The 22,053-nt window shown below is 70.4% G+C and carries 32 protein-coding genes; all 32 read left to right on the plus strand.

Translation table 11 applies throughout. The annotated features are described in order from the left end of the window. The first annotated feature begins 17 nt into the window (after positions 1 to 17). The 32 genes from ACLZN2_RS35165 to ACLZN2_RS35320 all read left to right on the plus strand — a co-directional run bounded on the left by ACLZN2_RS35165 (position 18) and on the right by ACLZN2_RS35320 (position 22,041). Entirely contained in the window at positions 18 to 611 is a 594-nt protein-coding gene (locus ACLZN2_RS35165) for a hypothetical protein (protein ID WP_416983520.1), read from the plus strand. Positions 612 to 714: 103 nt separating this feature from the next. Further along, positions 715 to 1,260, plus strand: coding sequence for a single-stranded DNA-binding protein (locus tag ACLZN2_RS35170; RefSeq protein WP_416983521.1), 546 nt, complete (start codon positions 715 to 717; stop codon positions 1,258 to 1,260). 9 nt (positions 1,261 to 1,269) lie between these two features. Next, the gene (locus ACLZN2_RS35175; protein WP_416983522.1) at positions 1,270 to 1,470 is read left to right on the plus strand and encodes a hypothetical protein; all 201 of its coding nucleotides are present in this window, start codon (positions 1,270 to 1,272) and stop codon (positions 1,468 to 1,470) included. After that, positions 1,467 to 2,102 (plus strand): hypothetical protein, encoded by a 636-nt coding sequence (locus tag ACLZN2_RS35180; RefSeq protein WP_416983523.1) that lies wholly within the window; start codon positions 1,467 to 1,469, stop codon positions 2,100 to 2,102. Before ACLZN2_RS35175 ends, ACLZN2_RS35180 begins: the two co-directional genes overlap by 4 nt. A 50-nt stretch (positions 2,103 to 2,152) precedes the next feature. Next, complete coding sequence (locus ACLZN2_RS35185) at positions 2,153 to 2,362, plus strand: hypothetical protein (protein ID WP_416983524.1); 210 nt, start codon at positions 2,153 to 2,155, stop codon at positions 2,360 to 2,362. A 103-nt stretch (positions 2,363 to 2,465) separates the two neighbouring features. Beyond that, positions 2,466 to 3,002, plus strand: a complete 537-nt coding sequence (locus ACLZN2_RS35190) for a hypothetical protein (RefSeq protein ID WP_416983525.1) — start codon at positions 2,466 to 2,468, stop codon at positions 3,000 to 3,002. Next, positions 2,999 to 3,382, plus strand: coding sequence for a DUF6907 domain-containing protein (locus tag ACLZN2_RS35195; RefSeq protein WP_416983527.1), 384 nt, complete (start codon positions 2,999 to 3,001; stop codon positions 3,380 to 3,382). The genes ACLZN2_RS35190 and ACLZN2_RS35195 overlap by 4 nt, the downstream gene beginning before the upstream one ends. Further along, positions 3,379 to 4,131 carry a hypothetical protein gene (locus ACLZN2_RS35200; protein ID WP_416983528.1) on the plus strand — a complete coding sequence of 251 codons (753 nt, stop codon included), beginning with the start codon at positions 3,379 to 3,381 and terminating at the stop codon, positions 4,129 to 4,131. Before ACLZN2_RS35195 ends, ACLZN2_RS35200 begins: the two co-directional genes overlap by 4 nt. Before the next feature lie 5 nt (positions 4,132 to 4,136). Beyond that, on the plus strand, positions 4,137 to 4,307 hold the full coding sequence (locus ACLZN2_RS35205) for a hypothetical protein (protein WP_416983529.1): 171 nt from the start codon (positions 4,137 to 4,139) through the stop codon (positions 4,305 to 4,307). Next, a complete protein-coding gene (locus tag ACLZN2_RS35210; protein WP_416983530.1) occupies positions 4,304 to 4,630 on the plus strand; it encodes a hypothetical protein in 327 nt (108 codons plus the stop codon). The genes ACLZN2_RS35205 and ACLZN2_RS35210 overlap by 4 nt, the downstream gene beginning before the upstream one ends. Positions 4,631 to 4,632: 2 nt before the next feature. Further along, a complete protein-coding gene (locus ACLZN2_RS35215) occupies positions 4,633 to 4,830 on the plus strand; it encodes a hypothetical protein (RefSeq protein WP_416983531.1) in 198 nt (65 codons plus the stop codon). A 25-nt stretch (positions 4,831 to 4,855) separates the two neighbouring features. Continuing rightward, positions 4,856 to 5,107, plus strand: coding sequence for a hypothetical protein (locus tag ACLZN2_RS35220; protein WP_416983532.1), 252 nt, complete (start codon positions 4,856 to 4,858; stop codon positions 5,105 to 5,107). Between the two features lie 85 nt (positions 5,108 to 5,192). After that, on the plus strand, positions 5,193 to 7,328 hold the full coding sequence (locus tag ACLZN2_RS35225; protein ID WP_416983533.1) for a cell division protein FtsK: 2,136 nt from the start codon (positions 5,193 to 5,195) through the stop codon (positions 7,326 to 7,328). A gap of 184 nt (positions 7,329 to 7,512) precedes the next feature. Beyond that, positions 7,513 to 7,734: a MerR family transcriptional regulator gene (locus ACLZN2_RS35230; RefSeq protein ID WP_416983535.1), complete on the plus strand. Its 222-nt coding sequence runs from the start codon at positions 7,513 to 7,515 to the stop codon at positions 7,732 to 7,734. Positions 7,735 to 7,915: 181 nt separating this feature from the next. Then, positions 7,916 to 8,197, plus strand: a complete 282-nt coding sequence (locus ACLZN2_RS35235; RefSeq protein ID WP_416983537.1) for an HNH endonuclease — start codon at positions 7,916 to 7,918, stop codon at positions 8,195 to 8,197. 2 nt (positions 8,198 to 8,199) lie between these two features. Beyond that, complete coding sequence (locus ACLZN2_RS35240; protein WP_416983539.1) at positions 8,200 to 8,490, plus strand: hypothetical protein; 291 nt, start codon at positions 8,200 to 8,202, stop codon at positions 8,488 to 8,490. A gap of 6 nt (positions 8,491 to 8,496) precedes the next feature. Continuing rightward, entirely contained in the window at positions 8,497 to 8,934 is a 438-nt protein-coding gene (locus ACLZN2_RS35245) for an AAA family ATPase (protein WP_416983541.1), read from the plus strand. 213 nt (positions 8,935 to 9,147) lie between these two features. Further along, positions 9,148 to 9,426: a hypothetical protein gene (locus tag ACLZN2_RS35250; RefSeq protein ID WP_416983542.1), complete on the plus strand. Its 279-nt coding sequence runs from the start codon at positions 9,148 to 9,150 to the stop codon at positions 9,424 to 9,426. After that, a complete protein-coding gene (locus ACLZN2_RS35255) occupies positions 9,359 to 10,936 on the plus strand; it encodes a terminase (protein WP_416983543.1) in 1,578 nt (525 codons plus the stop codon). The genes ACLZN2_RS35250 and ACLZN2_RS35255 overlap by 68 nt, the downstream gene beginning before the upstream one ends. After that, the gene (locus ACLZN2_RS35260; RefSeq protein WP_416983544.1) at positions 10,933 to 11,136 is read left to right on the plus strand and encodes a hypothetical protein; all 204 of its coding nucleotides are present in this window, start codon (positions 10,933 to 10,935) and stop codon (positions 11,134 to 11,136) included. The genes ACLZN2_RS35255 and ACLZN2_RS35260 overlap by 4 nt, the downstream gene beginning before the upstream one ends. Further along, the gene (locus ACLZN2_RS35265; protein ID WP_416983545.1) at positions 11,133 to 12,461 is read left to right on the plus strand and encodes a phage portal protein; all 1,329 of its coding nucleotides are present in this window, start codon (positions 11,133 to 11,135) and stop codon (positions 12,459 to 12,461) included. Before ACLZN2_RS35260 ends, ACLZN2_RS35265 begins: the two co-directional genes overlap by 4 nt. Then, entirely contained in the window at positions 12,461 to 13,273 is an 813-nt protein-coding gene (locus tag ACLZN2_RS35270; RefSeq protein WP_416983547.1) for an HK97 family phage prohead protease, read from the plus strand. The genes ACLZN2_RS35265 and ACLZN2_RS35270 overlap by 1 nt, the downstream gene beginning before the upstream one ends. Then, positions 13,270 to 14,727, plus strand: a complete 1,458-nt coding sequence (locus tag ACLZN2_RS35275) for a phage major capsid protein (protein WP_416983548.1) — start codon at positions 13,270 to 13,272, stop codon at positions 14,725 to 14,727. The genes ACLZN2_RS35270 and ACLZN2_RS35275 overlap by 4 nt, the downstream gene beginning before the upstream one ends. 68 nt (positions 14,728 to 14,795) lie before the next feature. Next, positions 14,796 to 15,065, plus strand: coding sequence for a hypothetical protein (locus tag ACLZN2_RS35280; protein WP_416983549.1), 270 nt, complete (start codon positions 14,796 to 14,798; stop codon positions 15,063 to 15,065). Continuing rightward, positions 15,062 to 15,484: a hypothetical protein gene (locus ACLZN2_RS35285; RefSeq protein ID WP_416983550.1), complete on the plus strand. Its 423-nt coding sequence runs from the start codon at positions 15,062 to 15,064 to the stop codon at positions 15,482 to 15,484. The genes ACLZN2_RS35280 and ACLZN2_RS35285 overlap by 4 nt, the downstream gene beginning before the upstream one ends. Positions 15,485 to 15,494: 10 nt before the next feature. Continuing rightward, positions 15,495 to 16,058, plus strand: coding sequence for a head-tail connector protein (locus tag ACLZN2_RS35290; protein WP_416983551.1), 564 nt, complete (start codon positions 15,495 to 15,497; stop codon positions 16,056 to 16,058). Then, a complete protein-coding gene (locus ACLZN2_RS35295; protein WP_416983552.1) occupies positions 16,058 to 16,525 on the plus strand; it encodes a hypothetical protein in 468 nt (155 codons plus the stop codon). Before ACLZN2_RS35290 ends, ACLZN2_RS35295 begins: the two co-directional genes overlap by 1 nt. Before the next feature lie 27 nt (positions 16,526 to 16,552). Beyond that, the gene (locus ACLZN2_RS35300) at positions 16,553 to 16,768 is read left to right on the plus strand and encodes a hypothetical protein (protein ID WP_416983553.1); all 216 of its coding nucleotides are present in this window, start codon (positions 16,553 to 16,555) and stop codon (positions 16,766 to 16,768) included. Between the two features lie 3 nt (positions 16,769 to 16,771). Continuing rightward, a complete protein-coding gene (locus ACLZN2_RS35305) occupies positions 16,772 to 17,758 on the plus strand; it encodes a phage tail tube protein (RefSeq protein ID WP_416983554.1) in 987 nt (328 codons plus the stop codon). 7 nt (positions 17,759 to 17,765) lie between these two features. Beyond that, positions 17,766 to 18,287, plus strand: coding sequence for a hypothetical protein (locus tag ACLZN2_RS35310; RefSeq protein WP_416983556.1), 522 nt, complete (start codon positions 17,766 to 17,768; stop codon positions 18,285 to 18,287). A gap of 9 nt (positions 18,288 to 18,296) precedes the next feature. Continuing rightward, positions 18,297 to 18,773: a hypothetical protein gene (locus ACLZN2_RS35315; protein ID WP_416983557.1), complete on the plus strand. Its 477-nt coding sequence runs from the start codon at positions 18,297 to 18,299 to the stop codon at positions 18,771 to 18,773. 133 nt (positions 18,774 to 18,906) lie between these two features. Beyond that, the gene (locus tag ACLZN2_RS35320) at positions 18,907 to 22,041 is read left to right on the plus strand and encodes a hypothetical protein (RefSeq protein WP_416983558.1); all 3,135 of its coding nucleotides are present in this window, start codon (positions 18,907 to 18,909) and stop codon (positions 22,039 to 22,041) included. Positions 22,042 to 22,053: the final 12 nt, after the last annotated feature.

Below are 22,053 nucleotides of genomic sequence, written 5' to 3' on the forward strand. Positions count from 1 at the left end.
ACCCGAAGGAGACCGTCATGTCCGACCTTGAACTCGCGATCGAACCCATCGCCCAGTTCACCCTCAACCACGACGACCCCTACAGCAGGCTCGCCCTCGACCGCGTGATGGGCGCCGCCCTGGATGCCTACGACATCCGCCACCACGCGGCCCGCCACCACGAAGAGCAGGACGAGCGGACGGCCCACCAGGAGGCGCTGTACGCCGCGCTCGCCGCCGTCGGCCGCGCCTATGCCGCATCTGCCCTCCACCAGGCCGCGGCCGTCCTCATCGACGTGCTCGACGAGGAGACGTTCATGGCGCTGGGCGACACCGCTGCCGCGCTCGACCTGAACGTGGTCGAGGACCTGAACGGCGCGAACGGCACGGGCGAGGACGACGAAGGCCCGGAGGTGCGCGTCTTCCACGGCGCCGACGGCTGGGTGTTCTCCTTCGAGCCCGGCACACAGCCCTGCACGATCAACCGCATCCCCGAGGGCAGGCAGGACTGCACGGACGCGGCCGTGTGGAAGGTCGTCGAGAACCACGGCATGCACCTCACCATCGGCACCTGGTGCGACGGCCACCTGCCCGACGAGCACCGTCACCTGGCACCGCGCTCCGACTCCTGACCCGCATGCAACCGGCCGGGCCCGCGGTTATCGGGCCCGGCCTCCCACCCAGCATCCCGCATCAGACGGTCACCCTGACCGTCTCATCCCGAAGGAGTCCGCCATGGCAGGCGAGACCGTGATCACCGTCGTTGGCAACCTGGTCGACGACCCCGAACTCCGATTCACCCCGGCTGGCGCCGCCGTCGCCAAGTTCCGCATCGCCTCCACCCCGCGCATCTACGACAAGCAGACGAACGAGTGGAAGGACGGCGAGACGCTCTTCCTCACCTGCTCCGTCTGGCGGCAGGCCGCCGAGAACGTCGCCGAGTCCCTCGCCAAGGGCGTCCGCGTCATCGTCCAGGGTCGACTCAAGCAGCGGTCCTACGAGGACGGCCAGGGCGTGAAGCGCACGGTGTTCGAGCTGGACGTCGACGAGGTCGGCCCGTCCCTCGCCCGGGCCACGGCGAAGGTGACGAAGAACCCGGCGGGCGGCGTGTCCGGATCCGGACACAGCGGCGGCCAGCAGGGACGTAATTCAGGTGAATCACGTGACCCGTGGTCCACCGCCCAGCCCGCCAACGGTCAGCAGCAGAACGGCGGATGGGGCAACGCCCCTCAACAGCCCGCCGCGCAGGGCGCCGGCTACTCCGACGAACCGCCCTTCTAGGAGGTCGAGATGACCGACAACGAGATCCTGATGCTGTTCACCGGCGTCGCCCTCGGCGCTCAGCTGATGAACGTCCTCAACGCCTTCTGGGGCTGGCGCGACGCCCGCCGCGACGCCGCCGCCGTCCGCCGTCAGCGGCGCATCCTGGAGGCTGATCGCTTCCACCGCAGCCTGCGCCTGTACCAGCTGCAGAACCGGAGCCGGGTATGACCGCGTCCTGCGGCGTGTGCGAGCGCGACCTCGAGCACGGCTACCTGTGCGAGGGCGACGTCAACGCCCTCGCCGGGCGCCTGGAGCGCCTGCCCGCCCTGTTCGAGGAACTCGCCGTGCACCTGGTGCCGCGCCAGTCCGGGCTCGGCGAGCACGTCTCCTCCGGCCCGGCCGGCTCGCGGTCGCCGCTCAACGAGGACGTGATCGACCTCCGGTCCGGCGGGATCGCCCTCGTCCTGGAGTCGTGGCGGGCGGACGTACAGCGGGTGCGCTGGCCCCACCACGGCGCCCCGCCCGTCGAGGGGCGTATGGGCCGCCGGGTGGCGGTCGCGTGCCGTTGGCTCGGCATGGAGCTGGAGTGGATTGCCGCCAACTACCCGGCGGCCGGCGACCTCGCCCGCGAGGTGCGGGAGATGGAGGGCGCCGCGCTGTCGATCGTCGGGGACCCGCCGCCGCGGCCGCAGCGGATCGGGCTGTGCATCGCGGTCACAGACGACGAGGGCACCGTGTGCGGCGCCGTTCTCACACGCCTGCCCGGCGGGCCGGTGCGGTGCCGCTGGTGCGGGACGGCGTACCAGACCGAGCAGGACCTGCTGCTGTTGCGGCACTACCAGCCGAAGGACGCAGCATGAGTATCACTCAGGGGGTTGCATATAACGGGGGGTTTGATAACCTCGGAGAGGTGGAGACACCCTCATGGAGGGACCGGATCCGCACGGAAGACGTGCTGCTGGAACAGCTCGACGACCAGGCGGAGCGGGCCCGAAAGAGACGAGCGGAAGCCCTGAAGGAAGGGGCTGCCGAACTCGGCAGCGTCTACGCCGTGGCGAAACAGCTGGGCATCAGCTGGACCGCCGTGGCGAAGGCGATCAAGAAGTACACAACCGAATAGACAGCGAGGGCCGGACAGCAGCTCTCCACGGTGCTGGAACACCGAGGAGGCGCGCGCGCCGCCCGACCCTCCACCGAACATCCTGACTACACCAGGAGTCGGCATGACCGATCTTTCCACGTCCACGTGCGCGGACGACACCACCCTTCCCGCCGTCGAGCCGAGCGACCTCGAAGTCGCCGTCAGCGTCGCCCAGCAGCTCCTCGACAGCGACCAGATCCTCTCCCTGCGCGAGGCCCTCCGCCTCCTCCTGCGCGCCCTCGACGCCGAACCGGACACCGAGACGCCAGCGCCCGCCCTGTCCCCCGCCATGACCGAGCTGCACCGCCTCTGCCGCCAGGACTACGAGTCCAGCGCAGACCGCCGCGCCCAGGACCACCGCGACGACACCCACCTCATCGAGGACCCCGGGACCGGTGACCCGGTGACCGCCTACGACCCGCTGCACACTCCAAACCGCGAACCTTCCGGACCGTTCCACCTGGACGTCGAGATCGCCGTCACCCGGCGCATCCTCGACGAGACCGCCGGCCTGAACATCCACGACGACGTCGACATGCAGAAGGCCGCGTTCGCCCTCAACGCCCGGCTGCGCTGCCTGTTCGCCACGATCGAGTCCGAGCGGGGTGAGCGCCCGTGACCAGCGCGCCCCGCACCGTCCAGGTCAACGTCTTCGTCACCAAGAGCCTGGAGATCGACGAACCCGACTGGTGTAACGGACACGACGACGACCGCGCCCAGTACAAGGCCGACATCACCCACAACGGGCCCGAGGTGGCCGCCGTCGTGGACACCCGGCGCGGCCCCGCCGAGTTCCTCACCGCCTGGATCTCCCGCGCGCCGTTCTCCGAGCTCGCCCCCGAGCCGCTGCCGCTCCTCGCGATCGAGGTCGGCGGCGACATCATCAACTGCGACCCGGACGAAGTGCGCTCCTTCACCAACCTCGTCCGCGCCCACTGCGACGTCCTCGACCAGCTCGCCGTCGAGCTGCAGCGCGTCCGCGAGAGCGAGGACCAGTGAGCAACGACTACTTGAAGTGGGGCGCCCTCGCCGCCGCCCTGGTGGCCACCGCGTCCGCCGAGTACGAGCTGGCGCGCGCGGTCGGCTTCAACATGTGGGTAGCCGCCGCCGTCCCCGGCGCCCTCGACCTGTACACCGTCCGCGCGCTGCGGACCGGCCGGGAGGTCCTCGCCGCAGTCGCCGCGATGATCGGCGTCAACGCCGCCAGCCACCTCGTCACGGCCGGTCTGGTGGCCGTGTCCGTGCCCCTGGTCGTCGCCGTCTCGGCGATCGCCCCGCTGGTGCTCTGGCGGGTGCACTCCCTCGGTGCCGGTCACCAAGAGGCCGCCGACGCGGAACCGGCAGAGAACGTGCCACGTTCTCTGCCCACATCCGAGGTGCCCGCCCCGGTGACCCTGGAGCGCATCGACGACGACCAGCCGCCCGCCCTCCCCGAGCCCCCGCAGATGGTCATCCCCGAAACCGTGCCCTGGCACTGGAAGACCGAGACCAACGACCCCGGCCAGCCGGACGACACGACCCGCAAGGTGACCGCGAGCGCCCTCGCCCAGCACCCCCGAGAAGTGGTGACCCAGGTCATCGCCCTCACCCCGGGCGAGCTGCTGAAACGGGCCCACAAGCTGAACCGGGACCGGCTGAACTCCGGGCAGCGGCCGGTGACCATCGAGCAGCTGCGCGACGAGTTCGGAATCAGTCGCCGCGACGCCACGGATCTGCGCCGCCTGGTGGTCACCCCGGAAGGCCGGTGATGGTCATGAAGCCGCTCCTCTTCGGTGCCGTCCTCGGCGTCCTCTGGCTGCTGTTCGGGCTTCCGCTCGCCCCGGTCGCCGACGTGCTGGCCGCTGTCGTGCAGCCCGTTACCGTCGCGTTCGTCGTCGGCCTCGCCGCCCGCCCGCACCTGCCCTCCCGGAGGTGGTCGCGGTGACCGAGAGAGACCCGCTCGCCAAGGCTGAGGCCGCCGCGCTGGAGGCCGCCGAGAACACCGACGTCGTACGGATCGTCGCCGCCGTCCTCGCCGCCCAGCAGATCACCCAGCAGCAGACCCCGGCCCCGGCGCCCGCGCCCCGCGTCCAGCGGCCCGTGGGCCTGTACGTCGCGGCCGGTATCGGCGGAGCGGTCGCCCTCACCTTCCTGGCCATGGCCGCCGCGCTCCTCGCGGTCGCCGTCGCCGTCGGCGCGGTGTGCGCCACCGTCTGCCTGCTCGTCCTGCGCTCCGTCTGGCAGGACCTGCAGCGGAAGGGGCACTGACCATGGGCATCTTCCGCCGCACCGAGACCGCCAAGGACGACCAGGCCCGCACCATACGGATCCTCGACAGCCTCGACGCCGCCTACGACGGCAAGACCGGCGACCTCGACGACTTCGAGGACGTCATCATCTCGGCCACCGGCGCCGAGGTCGACGGCACCCCCTACCCGCCGCCCGGCCACGGCTACCCCCGCCGCTGACGGCCCTTCCGTCCTCCGTCGACCGATGGTCGTCCTGACCATCGGTGGCGGGGGCGCGGTGGGGCCGGACCGTCCGGCCCGCTTGGAGGAAGAACCCGTGGCCAAGAAGGACATCACCTGGGACGACCTGAACGGCGCCGAGAAGCGGGCCGTCCTCCGCGCCGACGCCCGCGGCGCGTGGCAGATTCTGCGCGGCGCCGGCGGCACCCCGCGCGCCGACCGCCGCGTCGAGGCCATCTACGACAAGGCCCGCAAGCGCATCGCCAACGGCCAGTAGCTCCACCCCGGGGACGGCCCTTTCCGCCAAGTCAGCGGCCGTCCCCGGGCCCCGGACCGCCCATAGAACGACCGGAGACACCAGCATGACGGACACCATCCCCGAGCAGGTCAACGGGCACGCCAAACCGACAGTGTCCCTGCTCAAGTTCGCGCCCGAACCGGAGCAGACACCCGCACCCGCCGCCCCGCCCGCCACCGAAAACGTGCAGGCCACCCGCCGCCGAGTCCGCATCGACTCCCTGCGCCGGGTGGTCGTCGAGGCCCGCGAGCACAACACCTACCGCGTCCTCGTCCGCCACGGCTCCTACCTGGCCGGCGGAACCCGCATCCTCACCCGCCGCGCCTGGGACTCCCGCACCACCGCCCGCCACGAACGCATGATGCGGGCCGCCGAAGCCGCCGGACAGGAAGACGTCGCCCGCGACTGGGAACAGCGCGCCTACATCTTCCGGCAGTCCCGCCACCGCCGCCGCATGGAACTGCTGCAACTCGCCATCAACGCGCCGAAAGCCCTGTTCATGGGCTCCTGCGCCGCCACTGGCATGCTGCTGGCGCTCGGCATCATGCTCGCCTGGGCCAACCACGACGTCCACGACGTCCTCACCCCCCTCAACACCGTCATCACCTTCGTCAGCTGGGTCGCGTTCGTCGCCGGCGTCATCTGGGATCCCCTGCTGTTCTCCCTGCCGTGGCTGGCCCTCGCCGGAGTGTGGGCCGTCGGCCGCCACCGGCAGACCGCCCCGACCTGGGCCCTCCCCGGCGACCCCGAGCAGCGGGACGTCGTCCCCGACGAAGGCGCCATCATCCGCGCCCTCGGCAACCTCGGCCTCGCCCCGCTCAACAAAGCCATCAAGGACGGCTGGCAGCCCCGCTGGGTACAGCCCACCACCCGGTCCGGGAACGGCTGGCACACCCAGCTGCAGCTCCCGATGGGCGTCACCGTCGAAATGATCGCCGGAAAGAAGTCGGTCCTGGCCCACAACCTGCTGCGCAAGCCCGTCGAGGTGTGGCCGACCGAACCGCCGAAGCAGCCCGGTGTCCTCGACCTGTGGGTCGCCGACCAGGGCTCCCTGTCCGGCGCCGTGCCGCCGTGGCCGCTGCTCACCGAGGGCACCACCGACTACTTCAAGGGCGTGCCCGTCGCTGTCTCGCAGCGGGGCGAGCCCATCATCGGGAAGCTCATGGCCGCGAACTACATGGTCGGCGGAATCATGGGCTCCGGCAAGTCATCCCTGGTCATCGCCCTGCTGCTCGGCGCGATCCTCGACCCGCTCGTCATTGTCGAGGCCTACGTGATGGCTTACAACACCGACTACGACCCGCTCAAGCCCCGCCTGAAGACGCTCGTCAAGGGAGACGACGACGAGGACATCGAGGCCGCCCTCAAGGCCCTGCGCAGCCTGCGCGACGAGGTGACGATGCGGGGCAAGCTGCTGGAAGAACTCGGCGACGGCGCCACCAAGGTGACGCGCGAACTCGCCCTGAAGGACCCGCGGATGCGTCCGAAGGTCGTCGTCTTCGACGAGTGCCACGAACTGTTCATGCACAAGGAGTACGGCAAAGAGGCCGCCGAGCTGGCCATCAAGGTGATGAAGAAGGCGAGGAAGACCGCCATCACCCTGGTGTGGGTCACCGTCTCCCCGACCGCGGACAGCCTGCCGCGCGACGTCACCCGCAACACCTCCCACCGCGTCGCCTTCGCGGTCGGCGACCACGTCGCCAACGACGGCCTCCTCGGCTCCGGCCGGCACAAGGCCGGAATCACCGCCACCACGCTCATCCCCGGCGAGGACGTAGGCACCGCCGTCACCGTCGGGTTCAGCAGCAAGCCGTTCGAGGTGGTCCGCGCCCACTACGTCGCCCGCGACCCCGACAAGGGCATCGACGAGGTCACCCCGGTCGTCGAGCGCGCGATGGGGCTGTACGAGGGCACTGCGGACCCGGAGACGCCCGCCTACACTCCGGCCGACCACCTCGCCGACATCCTGACCGTCCTCGGACACGAGACGAAGCTGCGCACCCAGGACGTCCTCCACCGGCTCAGCGACCACAACCCGGCCGCCTACGACAACTGGTCCTTCCGCGACCTCAAGCGCGTCCTGGACGACGCCGGGCACGGCGAGTACAAGACCGGCGGCGTCATGCACGTCAGCCGACAGCGCATCGCCGACGCCATCGCCGACCGCGCCGCCGACGAAGAAGACGACCTCGACGAGTAGGGAGGCACCCGGATCCCGGGGAGTTCTCCCTACCCGCCTCCCCGGCCTGCCTCCCTGTACATGACCTGCACAAATGGCCAGTCAGGGAGGCAAGGGAGGCGGCCTCCCGGAGCACGCCCACGGCCAGGAAACAGCGCTTCGTCCTCCCCTCCGCGGCCTCCCTCCCTGCCGCATCATGGAGGGCATGGAGTACCTCGCCCTGCCCCCAGGACTGCTCACCACCTCGATGGCCGCCCGCGCCTGCGGCGTGAAGCCGGCCACCATCCGCGACTGGGTCCGCCGCGGCATCCTCACCCGCTGCGGAGGCTCGCCCAAGCGCCCGTACTTCCGCGTCGCCGACGTCACGGAGGCCATGCTGGCGGCCAAGCCCTGCCGCCCCGGACAGCGCGGAGCCACAGCCGCTTGACGTGCGACGATCGGTGAGCCACGATCTCGGTGTACAGCTGTGCCCTCAACCGGCACGGACGGCATGATCCACGGGACGCACCCGTGACACTCGGCAGTGACGGCCGCCGTCCACACAATCCACGACGAAGCCCCGGAGCGGCCACCGAGCCCCCGGGGCTTCGCCGTGCAAGGAGGTCGCCGTGTCCGGCAACCCCCGCAACGGGCGCCCCTACCGGCGGCTCTGCGCCTGGCTCCGAGCCCAGCACCTCCCGTGCTGGTGGTGCGGCCACAACATCGGGTACAACCTCGACGCACGCCACCCGTTGTCCTTCACCCTTGACCACGAAGTCCCGCTGTCCCGCGGCGGTGACCTCCTCGACCCCGCCAACGCCCGGCCCGCACACCGACGGTGCAACAGCAGCCGTGGCAACCGCACCGCGCCGCGGCGCCCCCAGTCCGGACGTCCCGCACGGAAGTGGTGACGATGAGCATCCCGAAGCGCGGCACCCGCGAGTACGACTGGTGGACAGCCGGTGCCATCGCCGAGGCCGAGGCCCGGCGTGAGGGGCGCAGCAAGGCCGGGCTCGATGTCCTCTCCTACGTTGACGCCGTCGCCGAGCACCGCCCCGACCGCGACCACGTTGACATCGCCCTCGACGTCTTCAGCATCTTCGGCCTCGCCGGACAGTCCCTGCGGTCGCGGCTGCGGTTCGCGGTCTGGGTGCTGCGCGATGGTCGCGGCCGGGCTCGACGAAGGCCACACAAGGCGGGGTGACGCAGCGTGCTGTACGTCGTCACCGGCCCGCCGGCCTCCGGCAAATCCTCGTGGATCCAGTCCCACGCCAAGCCACGTGACATCGTCATCGACCTCGACCTCATCACCCGCGCCCTCTCCGGCCCCGGCGCACCCACCTGGAACCAAGACCCCGTACAGCTACGGGTAGCCCACCGCGCCAGGTACGCCGCCATGGACGAAGCGTTCCAGGTACGGGACCAGGTCGACGTATACCTCATCCACACGATGCCCAGCGCCAAGGCACTCGCCCGGTACAGGCGCCTCGACGCACGCATCATCGCCGTCGACCCCGGCCAAGACGTGGTCATGCAGCGCATCGAGGCCATGCGCGACCCGGCCATGCGGAGAGTAGCCAGCCGCTGGTACCGGCAGCGCAAGGCATCGTCACCCCAGGTGATCCGGCCCCCAGCCCGGGACTGGTGACCCCAGGCAAGGGCGTGATCACGAGGGTGATCGAGCGCAAGGGGAGGGGGCGGGTTCCCGACGTAAATCGGGAGGCCGGGCGACCCAAACGCCCTTGTCGCCCGATTTTTTGCGCGGCCGATTTTCAAGATCTATTTCGCGAATCCAAGCTTCGCGGAAATGTCCGTTTTCACTCTGGGTGACCATCACCCTGTGTGACGCCCGGGAGTGATCATGACGGTCGCCGACAAGATCGCCGCCGAGCTTGAAGATCTTCACGCGGAGGAGACTTCGCCGGGAATGGCCGCCGTCGCCCTCGACCTCGCCAAGGCGATCGACGGCACCGATGCCCCGACGGCCAAGGCGGTCGCCGCCCGCGAACTCCGGTCGATCATGGCCGACCTGCGCAAGCTCGCGCCCGTCCAGTCGAAGGGGGACGCGGTCGATGACATCACTCGTGACCGAGAAGAGCGCCGGGCCAGACTCCGTGCGCTCCCCGCTGCCGGTGAGTGACGCCCCGCTGTGCGGCTGGCAGGAGCCCCCTATCCAGATCGCCCCGCCCTCGGTGTCGACCGCGGGCCAGGAAGCGATCGACCTCGCGCGCAAGGCCGGGCTGAAGCTGGACCCGTGGCAGCAGCACGTGCTGCGGGTCGGAATGGGCGAGAAGCCGGACGGGTCGTGGGCGGCGTTCGAGTGCTGCGTCAACGTGCCCCGGCAGAACGGCAAGGGCGCGGTCATCGAGGCCCGGGTCCTGTGGGGTCTGTTCATCGGTGGCGAGCGGCTGATCCTGCTGTCCGCGCACGAGTTCAAGACGGCGAAGAACGCGTTCAAGCGGATCGAGCGCCTGATCCGCGGGTGCCCTGACCTGCACAAACGCGTCAAGGCGTACCGGTACACAGTCGGTGAGGAATCGATCGAGCTGCACAGCGGGCAGGTGCTGCGGTTCATTGCTCGCTCGAAGGGCAGCGGCCGCGGTTTCACCGGCGACTGCAACATCCTCGACGAGGACATGATCCTCGGTGACGAGGCGATGGACGCCCTGCTGCCCACGATGGCCGCGGTGGAGAACCCGCAGATCTGGTACCTCGGATCAGCCGGCATCGGTGCGCCGTCCGTACAGCTGGGGCGTCTGCGGCGCCGGGCTATGGCCGCGCTCGAGGCCGGGGTGCCGGATCCGTCGCTGGCCTACTTCGAGTGGTCCGCCAACCTGCACGTCGTCGAGTGCGCGCCGGGCTGCACCGAGCACGACGACGCAGCCTCCGACGAGGCGGTGCTGAAGTCCAACCCGGCCATTGGGTACCGGCTGACGCTGGAGAAGGTGGCCAACGAGCGGTCGACGCTGAGCAAGGACGGCTACGCCCGTGAGCGGCTCGGTGAGGGCGAATACCCGTCGGACGAGGCGGACACCTGGCAGGTCATCGCAGAGGACGTGTGGCGGGCCCTGACGGCCTTCAATGCGAATCCCGAGGACGCGGTGGCGTTCGCCCTCGACACGACGCCTGAGCGGTCGCACACGGCGATCGTGGCGGCGTTCCGCTGGGAGGGCGGGACGCATGTCGAGGTGGTTGAGCATCGGCCCGGTACGGGCTGGGTGAGGCAGCGGGCGCGGGAGCTCACGGAGAAGTGGGGGCCGCGGTGCTGGGTCGTCGACCCGGGCAGTCCGGCCGGCTCGCTCATCGGCGATCTGACGGACGCGCTGAAGGTCGACCCCGACGACGAGGAGGAGGAGCCCCGGCTCCTGGCCCCGATTGTGCAGACCAAGACGCGGGACGTCGTCCACGCCACGTCCCAGTTCTACGACGCGGTGATCGAGGGGACTTTGACGCACCGTGACGACGCGCAGATGGCGTCGGCGCTGGCGGGCGCGCAGAAGCGGCCGCTGGGTGATGCGTGGGCGTGGGCCCGGCGGATCGTGTCGGTGGACATCAGCCCGCTGGTGGCGGCGACGCTCGCGAGGTGGGGGCTCTCGGCGGAGCTTGAGGAGCCGGAGGAGGAGTCGGAGCCGTGGGCGGAGTACGGATGAGCCGGCTGAAGCGGGTGCCAGCGCTGGCGTGGTCCCGGATCGGCTACACGGCCGGCTGCCTGGCCGCTGCGGCGGGTGTGGGCATCGAGACCGGGGTGGGGTGGGGGCTGATGGTCGCGGGCGTCATCGGGGCGGCCTCGTGCCTGCTGCTGGTCGACGTCGGAGAGAAGCGACCCCCTAAGGGCGGTGATGACCTGTGAACCTGCTGCAGAGGGCGTTCCAGCGGTTCGACCTGGCGTCGGCGCTCGATGACGCGTCCTGGTCGACCGGAGGCAACACCTACTTCGGTCTGGGGCGGCCGTCCGGCGGCGAGGAGCGTTCCTCGGCCTGGGACTTCGAGGCTGCGGTCCGCTTCGCGTACAAGCGCAACGGGCCCGTGTTCGCGCTCATGCTGGTGCGTCAGCTGGTGTTCTCCGAGGCCCGGTTCCAGTTCCGGCAGATCCGCAACGGCCGGCCGGGCGAACTGTTCGGCACGCAGGCCCTGACGCCGCTGGAGAAGCCGTGGGCGGGCGGGACGACGGGCAAGCTGCTGTCGCGGTTCATCCAGGACGGCGACCTGAACGGAAACGGGTTCGTCACCAACTACAACCCCGGCCGGCTGAAGAGGCTGCGCCCGGACTGGGTCATCATCGTCACCGGCTCCGAGGAGGAACCGCACCTGGCCGGGGACGCCATCGATTCCGATCTGGTCGGCTACGGCTACGCCCCGCAGGGCAACTGGGACAACCCGGTGTTCCTGCTGCCCGAGCAGGTCGCGCACTTCGCTCCGATCCCGGATCCGGAGTTCCACTTCCGGGGCATGTCGTGGCTGACGCCGGTGGTGCGGGAGGTCATCGCCGACTCGGCGGCGACGTCGCACAAGCTGAAGTTCTTCGAGAACGGGGCGATGCCGCAGGTCATCGTGTCCTATGACGCGTCGGTGACGCCCGAGAAGTTCGCGAAGCTCAAGGCCGTCATGGACGCCTCCCACGTGGGCGTCGACAACGCCTATCGGACGCTGTTCCTGGGCGGTGGCGCGGATGTGACGATCGCGGGCAAGGATCTGCGCCAGCTGGACTTCAAAGTCACGCAGGGTGCCGGGGAGTCCCGTCTCGCGGCTGCGGCCGGGGTGCCTCCGTCCATCGTCGGCTTCTCCGAGGGCCTGGCCGGTTCCTCGCTGAACGCGGGCAACTACATCGCCGCCCGGCGCCGGTTCGCTGACGCCACGATGCGCCCGCTGTGGCGGGAGGCCGCGGGCGCCCTGTCGACCCTGATCGACGTCCCTGAGGGCGCTGAGCTCTGGTACGACGAGCGGGACGTGGCGTTCCTGCGCGAGGACAGCAAGGACGCCGCCGAGATCGCCGGCATTAAGTCCCGCACGATCCGTCAGCTGACCGACGCAGGGTTCGAACCGAAGACCGTGATCGCCGCCGTTGAGGCCGACGACTTCGCCCTGCTGCGCCATACCGGCCTGTACTCCGTGCAGCTGCAGGAGCCCGGCGCCGGCCAGCCCCAACCCGCCCCACAGCCCACGGAGGAGCCGTGATGGACGCATTCATTCGCAGCTTCCCGCTGGAGGACATCCGTGTCCGCGCCGGCGGGGATGGCCGCACGGTCGAGGCCTACGCCGCGGTGTTCGACACCCCGACGGAGATCCACGACCAGGACGGCCACTACATGGAGGTCATCGACCGCCGGGCGTTCGACCGCACACTGCAGCAGCTTGCCCCGGCCGGGTCCCGGACGTCGTGGAGGGTGGGCGTGTTCTACAACCACGGGCGCACCCTGTGGGGCACCCCGTCGGAGCGCGGCTCGATGCCGATCGGCACGCCGGTCGAGGTGAAGGCCGATACCCGGGGCCTGCTGACGGTGACCCGCTACAACCGCACCGAGCTCGCTGACGAGGTCCTTGAGAACATCCGCGAGGGCGCCATCACCGGCCAGTCCTTCACGGGCGGCTTCCTGCGCTCCGACCCGGGCCGGACGCCGCGCGGCGGCTACCGGGCGGACAGCGGCGGCAAGCTGCGCACCGTGCGCCGTCAGGAGATCGCGCTGAAGGAGTACGGGCCTACCCCGTTCCCCGCCTACCCGGACGCCGCCGTTGTCGGTGTCCGCGCCGAGCAGGCCGCGCGCCTGCTCGCTGAACTTCCCTCCGACGAGCGCGAGCGCCTCGTCGAGATGCTTCGGACTGGCACCCCGCTGGAGACGCCCCCGGGCGAGCCTCCGGCGGGCCCGCCGGCCGTCGGCGACCCCACCCCGGGCCCCGCCGCCGAGGACTCGCCCGCAGGGCACTCCGCTCGGCAGAAGATCGCATGGGCCAAGGTCCGTGCCGAGATCATGGCCAGGAGGGCCCAGTGACCGCCACGCGGAAGAAGAAGAGCGACAAGCTCAAGGAGCAGGTCGAGGCGATCCGTTCCGAGCTGCTGGAGCTGGAGGAGGTCGAGGAGCCGACCGACGAGCAGGCCGCCCGCGCGACCGAGCTGCTCGGCGAGTTCGACACCACCCAGCAGGCGTACACCGAGCAGCTGGAGCATGAGCGGCGCGTCGACGCCGTCCGCGCGGCGGCGCTCACCCCGGGCGGCCAGGAGCGCGACGCCGGCGACGGCCCCGGCTTCCTGCGCCACCGCGGCAACCCGTATGAGGACCTCGACCGCGTGCGCGGTGCGAACGTCCACGACCGGACCGCCGTCGCCGACCTGCGCAACCGTGCCCTGTACGCGGTGGAGCTGGCGGGCGAGCTGATGGCCGGGGACCAGCAGGAGCGGGCCGAGAAGCTGGTGCGGGCGGACCGGCGTGGCCGGATCGCGCAGCACCTGCTGCTGACCGGCTCGGACGAGTACATGCGGGCGTTCGAGTCGCTGCTGTCCAACGGCGGGAACCCGGCGCTGCTGGAGGACGACGAGGCGGCCGCGTACAAGCTGGCCGAGGCGCACCGGCGGGCGATGACCCTGACCGACTCGGCGGGTGGCTTCCTGGTGCCGTTCACCCTCGACCCGACGATCATCCTGACGAACGCGGGCAGCGCGAACCCGTTCCGTCAGGTGTCGACGATTAAGACGATCACCACGGACACGTGGAACGGTGTCAGCTCCGCCGGTGTGACCGCGGAGTGGCTCGCCGAGGCCAGCCAGGCGGCCGACGCGTCCCCGTCGTTCGCGCAGCCGTCCATCACGCCGAAGAAGGCCGCGGCCTGGGTTCAGGGCTCCTTCGAGGTCCTGGCCGACTCCGGGTTCGGCGCCGAGGTCGGGCCGCTCCTGGCGGACGCCAAGGACCGCCTGGAGGCCACCGCGTTCGCCACGGGCAACGGCACCACCCAGCCCAAGGGCGTCATCACCGCCGTCTCGGCGGTCGGCGGCTCGGTCGTGGCGTCGGCGACGACCGACACCTACGCCGTCGCCGACGTGTACGCCGTCGAGCAGGCCCTGCCCCCGCGGCACCGGCAGACCGCGAACCCGTCGTGGATGGCGAACAAGGCGATCATCAACAAGACCCGTCAGTTCGACACCGCCGGCGGCTCCAGCTTCTGGGCCAACCTCGGCATGGGCCAGCCCGAGCAGCTGCTCGGCGCGCCCATCTACGAGGCCTCCGCGATGGACGGCGTCATCAACGCGGGCGCGGAGAACTACAGCCTGCTGCTCGGTGACTTCCGCAACTTCTACATCGTCGACCGGGTCGGCATGACCATGGTCTACGAGCCCCTCGTCAAGGGCGCCAACGGCCGCCCGACCGGCGAGGCCGGCTGGTTCGCCTACTGGCGGGTCGGCTCGGACGTCGTCAACGCCGACGCCTTCCGGCTCCTGAACATCACCTGATCCCCAACCACCCCTACGGGCGCGGTCGGCTTCCTGCTGGCCGCGCCCGTCTCGTTCCAGGAGCTGCGATGTACCGCGCGAAGGACACGTTCTGGGCGCCGGACAACCGGCGCATCGAGAAGGGCGACCTGGTCGCCCCGCACGACCCCGTCCTCGAAGGCCGCGAGGAGCTGTTCGAGGAGGTCGTCATCCCGCAGGCGGTGGCGCCTGCCGCCAAGCCGGCCGCGAAGAAGACCGCGGCGAAGAAGACCACCGCGTCCAAGCCGCCCGCCCCGGGCGACGGCGCCGACGAGGGCACGCAGGACCAGGGCGACGGCGACGGAGGTGACCAGGCATGAGGCGCACCGTCTATAACCACGTCCGTGCCAAGGCCACGCTGGCGATCGCCGCCCGTACCGCGGCCGCCAACGGCACGGCCGTGGACAGGCAGCTGTCCGGGGCGTCGGGCACAAACGAGTGGTACGGCTCGGCGATGCTGGTGGTCCACACCGGCGCCATCACCGACGGAACCCACGCCATCACCCTCGAAGTGTCCGACGACAACTCCAGCTGGGAGGCGGCCGCCTCGGGCGACGTCCAGGGTTCGCTGCCGTCGATCGGGTCGTCCAACGACGACACGGTGTACGAGGTCGGCTACACGGGCACCAAGCGCTACCTGCGCGCCGTCACCACCCCCACGGGCACCACGACGGGCGGCGTGTACGGGGCGACGATCCTGCTCGGGTTCCCCACGGTCCTGCCCGTCTCGCGGACGTGAGGGGGCGGGCGTGGCGCTGCTGACTCTGGCCGAGGCCAAGACCCAGCTCGACATCACCGGCACCTCGTCCGACACCGAGCTGCAGGCGTATGTCGACGGCGTCACGGCCGCCATCGAGGCGCATGTGGGGCCGGTGGAGAACCGGTCGGTGACCGAGGTCCACGACCTTCCGTCGTGCGGGGCGCGGACGCTGGTGCTGCGTCAGACTCCGGCCGTCTCCCTCACGAGCGTGGCGGCCGTCCTTACCGGCGGCAGCGGCTACGCCGTCGCCGACCTCGACCTGGATGGGGAGACCGGAACCGTGCGGCGCCTGAACGGGTGGCGGCTGTACGGGCCGCTGCGGTTCGTCTACGTCGCCGGGCGGGGCACGGTGCCGGCCACGCTGAACCTGGCGGCACGGATCATGGTGCAGCACCTGTGGCGCACCCAGTACGGGGCGTCGCGGGGGCTGTCCAGCATCGGCGGCGGGGATGACTTCTCCGTCAACGAGCCCGTCGCCGGGTGGGGCTATGCGATCCCCAACCGGGTGCTGCAGCTGCTGGAGCCGTACAAGCTGCCCCCGGCGGTGCTCTGATGGCCACCACCTCCCGCGTACCCGCCGCCGTCGATGCACTGCTCGCCATTGTCCAGGCGCTGCCCGCCCTGGCCGGTGTACGCATCGTCGACGGGCCGCCGACCGTCAACCTGACCGACCCCGACCGCATCCACGTCGGCTGGCAGCCGGGCGCCGAGTCCGCCGTCTCGCTGCAGCAGCAGTGGAACGCGGCCGGCGCCCGCACCCGCGACGAGATGTTCGCCATCGCCTGCTACGCCGAATCCCGCAGCGGCGACACGGACATGGCCGTGCGCCGTCAGCGCCTATTCGCCATGGTCGCGGCCGTCGAACAGGCGCTGCGCGCCACGACCGCGGCGCCCGAGGCCCCGACGCTGAACGGCACCGTGCTGTGGTGCGAGCTGACCACCGGCGACCTGTCGCAGTGGCAGTCCGAGGGCGCGAACGCGGGCCTGAACTTCACGGTCGCCTGCCGCGCCCGTATCTGATCCCTTCCCCACCCGAGGAGTTCCGTCATGGCGCGTGTGCGCTACCTGGGGCCCGAGCAGGTCACCGTGCCCGAGCTGGGCCGGACCGTCGAGCCCGACGAGATCGTCGAAGTTCCCGACGCACGGTTCGAGGGCTACGCGTGCCAGCCCTCGAACTGGGAGGTCATCGAGGAGCCCAAGGAGACGGCGCCCCCGGCGCCGCTGAAGAAGACCGCGGCCAAGACGCTGCAGAAGGAGGGCTGATCCATGGCGATCGGATCCGGGCTCGGCGCCCAGCTCGGCGTCGCAGCCGAGAGCAGCTACGGCACGTTCACCGCCTCCACGCGGTTCACGGAGTTCACCAAGCAGAGCCTCGCCCTCAAGAAGACGACCGCGCAGTCCGCTGGCATCGCTGCGGGCCGTCTGCTGCCGCTGTCCTCCCGCCGCGTGGTGACCCGCCAGGAGGCGGCCGGCTCGGTGGACATGGAGGTCGCGAACAAGGGGATGGGGCTGTGGGTTCAGGGCCTGATGGGCACCACGGTCACCCCCGTCCAGCAGGGCGCGACCACGGCGTACCTGCAGACCCACACACTCGCCTCGGTGGCGGGCAAGTCCCTGACGATCCAGATGGGTGTCCCGCTGACCACCGGCACCGTCACGGACAAGACGTTCCTCGGCTGCCGGATCACGTCGGGGGAGTTCGCCTGCGGTGTGGGCGAGATGCTCACCGCCAGCTACGAGATCGACGCGAAGACGTGCGACGAGTCGCAGACCCTGGCCGCCGCCAGCTACAGCAACATGAGCCCGTTCCACTTCGGGCAGATGGCGGTTAAGACGGGCACGTTCGGCGCGGAGACGGCGCTCGACGGGATCCGCAAGGTGTCCTGCAAGATCGAGCGCCCGCAGGACGTCGAGCGTTTCTACGCCGGGCAGGCCGGGCTGAAGAAGGAGCCGATCGAGAACGACCAGGTCAAGATCAGCGGCAACATCGAGACGGACTACGTCGCGACGACGCTGGACGACCTCCACACCTCGGACGGCGCGACCAGCCTGGTGTGGGAGTTCGTCGGCCCGCTCATCGCCTCGACGTTCTTCGAGACGTTCCGGATCACCCTGCCCGCGATCAAGCTGGACGAGGGCCCTCCGACCGTGGACGGGTTCGGTGTCGTCAAGCCCACGTTCAACTACACCGGCCTGTTCGACGGAACTAACCAGCCGCTGATCGAAATCATCAGCACCGACACGACGGTGTGAGCGGGCCATGACCCGTGCCGTGCGGATCCTGGGCACCGGCAGCCTGCTGGAGCTGTCGCGGCGCCTGCGCGCTGCCGGTGGCGAGAACATCCGCCAGTCCATGAACCGCCGCATCCGCCGCGCTGCCGAGCCCCTGCGGGATGACCTGCAGTCCACGATCCGGGGCCTGGAGATCCGCTCCCCGGGCCGCAGCACCGGCAAGCGCGGCGGCCCGTCACCCACGACCCGCGCTTTGCGGTCGACGATCGCCGACGCGATCCGTATCAGCGTCCGCATGGGCGGCAACCCGGGCGCCACGGTGTGGGTCGACAAGGGCCGCCTGCCTGCCGACCTCAAGCGCATGCCGGAAGTCATCAACTCCGGGCCGCCGCCCGGGCGGATCCGCCACCCCGTGTTCGGCAACAAGCGCCGCTGGTCCAACCAGTACGTGACGCCTTTCTGGTGGGACAACACCGTCCGCCGGCACATCCCCCGCATGGAGCAGGAGACGGCCCGCATCCTCGACGACGTGCGGCGCCGCATCGAATAGGAGCAGCACGTGATCATCGTTTACGCGCCCGAGGGCGGCACGGAGGAGGCCTTTGAGGTCGCGCGCGGGAAGCTGCGCGCCTCGGAGATCCAGCTCATCGAGCGCACGGCGGATGCCCGCTGGAAGGACATCAAGGAAGAGGTCGGCAACGGTGACCTGGGCGCCATGCGCACCGTGGTGTGGGCTCTCAAGCGGCGCGAGCACGCGGCCCTGCGGTTCGCCGAGTTCGATCCGTTCGAGGGGGAGCTGTACTCCCGGCTCGACGACAGCGAAGTGCGCGCCTACGCCCGGGGCCTGTTCGAGAAGTACCGGCACGACCCCGCCGAACTGGACGAGGCGTTTGACGAGCTGCGCGACGTCGCCTTCAACCGCGCGGCCGCCGACGCAGCCATTGCCGACGTGACGGCCCCAAAAGCCCCGGCCCCCGCCGAGCCCCTGCCGGAGACGGCCCCGCAGGAGACGGCTCCTTCACCGACCGCGTCCTGAGCTACCTGCCCCTGTTCGGGATGTACCTGCACTACGGCCCGGACGACGTCGACGCGCTCACCGAGGAGCGCTTCGAGTACCTCGCCGCCTGGATCGACCGCCACGAAGCAACGCTCAGGCAAGGGGGTGAGTGATGACCCAGCGCCTGCGGTTCGTCCTCGACGGAGACGACGACCTCACCCCGGTCCTCAACCGCGCCGGGGACTCCTCTGCGCGGCTGCACCGCCGTCTCAACGACGACATGGACGGCAACTCCGCTGCGGTGCGCCGTTTCACGACGGACGCCAACGGGCGGCTGCGCGACCTGCAGGGCCGGTTCGTGTCGGTCGCGGACGCCCAGCGCTCGATGGCCGGCGGTCTGCCCGACCTCACCCGCCGCCTGGGCGACGTCTCCAACGCCGGCGGCGGTGCCGCGGCAGCGCTCGGCGGCGCCGGAGGCGGGGGCCTCGGTCTTGGCGCGGCGATGAAGGGCGTTGCGGTCGTTGCCGGGGCCTCGCTGCTGCCTGCGCTCGGCGCGGTCGTGCCGATGGCCGCCGGGGCCGGGCTCGCCCTGGGCACGCTCAAGCTCGGGTTCTCCGGTGTCAGCGAGGCCATGGCGGTGGCGGGCGACGAGAAGAAGTTCGGTGAGGCGCTGGCCAAGCTGCCGAAGCCCGCCCGCGAGTTCACGCGCGAGCTGGTGTCGCTGAAGAAGGAGTTCGGCGGGATCGGCAAGGACATCCAGAAGGCGATGCTGCCCGGCTTCACCAAGGCGCTGAAGGACGCCAAGCCCGTGGTGGACATCCTGGGCGACGCGATGACCGACATGGGCGGCGCGTTCGGGGACGCCGCCGAGGGCGTCGGCAAGCTGCTGAAGGACTCCGGGTTCCAAGCCGACCTCAAGACCAACCTCAAGCTCGGGTCCGGTTTCGTCCGCGACATGACCAGCGCGCTCGGCCCGTTCACCAAGTCGCTGCTGGACTTCGGTGCCGCGTCGGGGCCGTCCCTGAAGGCATTCAGTGACGGCATCAGCGGACTGCTGACCAAAGGCCTGCCCGGCTTCTTCGAGGGCCTCAAGACCGGCATCCCCGGCGCGGCGAAGATGCTCGACGGAATCTTCTCCGCCGTCAACGACATCCTGCCCGCGATCGGCCGCCTCTCCGGCGAGATGGGCCGCACCCTCGGCCCCGCGTTCGGCCAGGCGTTCCAGCTGGGCGGTAAGTACGTCTCCGGGGCGTTCGATGCGATCCGCGGCGCGATCGTGCTGCTGCGGCCCGTCATCAAGGACCTCACCTACGGCTTCAAGGACATCCTGGACTTCGGCAGCATCATCGCCCCGACCCTCGGCGACGTCGGGACCGCGCTGGCGTCGACGTTCACGCCGCTCGGGACGAGCGTCGACCAGGCCAGGGGCCCGCTGCAGCGGCTGAACCAGGCGATCGCCGAGAACAAGATCGGCATCATGGAGTTCTCCCGCATCGCGGGGCACGCGTTTCTCGACTTCGCTGAGATTGCCCTGCAGATGGTCCCCGTCGTCATGAAGGGCTTCCGGCTGATGTCGACGGCCGCGCTCGGCCTGGCGGACGTTCTCATCAACAGCTTCACCGGAATGTTCAGCTTCATCCCCGGCATCGGCGACAAGCTGCAGGAAGCCGGCAAGAAGTTCCACGACTTCAAGGAAGGCTTCCTCGGCGGGCTGAAAGACGCGGAGCAAGCCGCCAGTGACTTCGCGGTGTCGTCCAAGCCCAAGCTGAACGCAGGCCGCCTCAACCTCGACATCAACAGCTGGAAAGCTCAGATCGAGGTGGCCAAGGACAAGCTGAAGACGGTGCCCCCGTCGAAGCAGTCCGCGCTGAAGGCGAACATCGCCGACCTCACCGCGAAGGTCGCCGCAGCCACCCGGCAGCTGAACAGCCTCGACGGCAAGGTGGCCACCACCAAGATCCTCACCATCCGTGAGACCCGCGCCGTCAACAGCACCGCCGGACGCCCCACCTCCGGCGAGGGCGGCGTGTCCAAGTACGCCGGGGGCGGTACGCCCAAGGCGGGCGAGATGGCCATGGTTGGCGAGCAGGGCCCCGAACTCGTCCTGTTCGGTGAGGCCGCGCGGGTCATCGACGCGGGCCGCACCAAGAACCTGCTCGGCGGCACGCTCGGCGCCGGACGCGCGGCCGCCGCCGGTCTGGCCGCCGGGATGGGGTCGACGGACGGCGTGTTCAACGCGGCCCGCACGATGGCGGCCGCCGTGACCGCCGGCGTGCGCGCCGAGCTGGAGATCTCCTCGCCGTCGAAGAAGATGAAGGCCCTGATGGCCGATGTCGGCAAGGGCATGGTCATCGGCCTGACCGGAACCCGCGACAAGATCAAGGCCACGGCCAAGGACCTCGCGAACGACATCAAGTCGGCGTTCTCCGGCAAGAAGGAGTCGTCGCTGCTGGCGATGGTCGACCGGCAGACGAAGCGGCTGCTGGACGCCGCCGCCAAGCGGGACAAGATCGCTGCCCGGATCGCGGACGCCAAGAAGTTCGCGGCCGACCTCACCTCCTCCGCCCGCGACAGCGCGAGCCTGGGCAACCTCGGCATGTCGCCGGAGGAGGTGACCGCGGGCGGCATCAAGGCCGGCCTGGCCCAGAAGCTGGCCCAGATCCAGCACTTCACGAGGTACATCGGGATCCTCGCCAAGAAGGGCCTCAACAAGAGCCTGCTCCGGCAGATCCTCAACATGGGGCCCGTCGACGGCTACGCCTACGCCTCGGCGCTGGTCGGCGCGGACAAGGCGACCTTCGCGTCGATCAACAGCCTCGAGACGCAGATCAACAAGGGCAGCGCACGGCTGGGCACGCTGGGCGCGGACGCGATGTACGACTCCGGCAAGAACGCGTCCAAGGGCTTCCTGACGGGGCTGGAGTCGCAGAAGAAGGCCATCGAGAACCTGATGGTCGACATCGCCAAGGGCATGCAGAAGGCGCTGCGCAAGGCCCTCGGTATCGCCTCGCCCGCGCGCAAGCTCATCCCCGACGGCATCGACACCGCGCGCGGTGTGGCCGTCGGTGTCCTGGCCGGCCTGCCCCACGTCGACCGGGCCATGGACACACTCTCCGGACGGATCACCGGGCGGGCCGCCACGTCGCCCGTCCTGGGGCGCGGGGCCGTCGCCGGAGCCGGGCGGGCGCCGGTGCAGATCAACGTCACCATCACCGGCGCCATCGACCCGGTGGCCACCGCTCGGGAGCTGGAGCGGGTCCTGAACAAGGTGAAGCGGGGCCGGGGCGGCGCCGCATACGGCTTCTGACCGAAGGAGGAA

The sequence above is a fragment of the Streptomyces sp. T028 genome (assembly GCF_048159505.1).
In the GTDB taxonomy this organism is placed as follows: Bacteria; Actinomycetota; Actinomycetes; order Streptomycetales; family Streptomycetaceae; genus Streptomyces.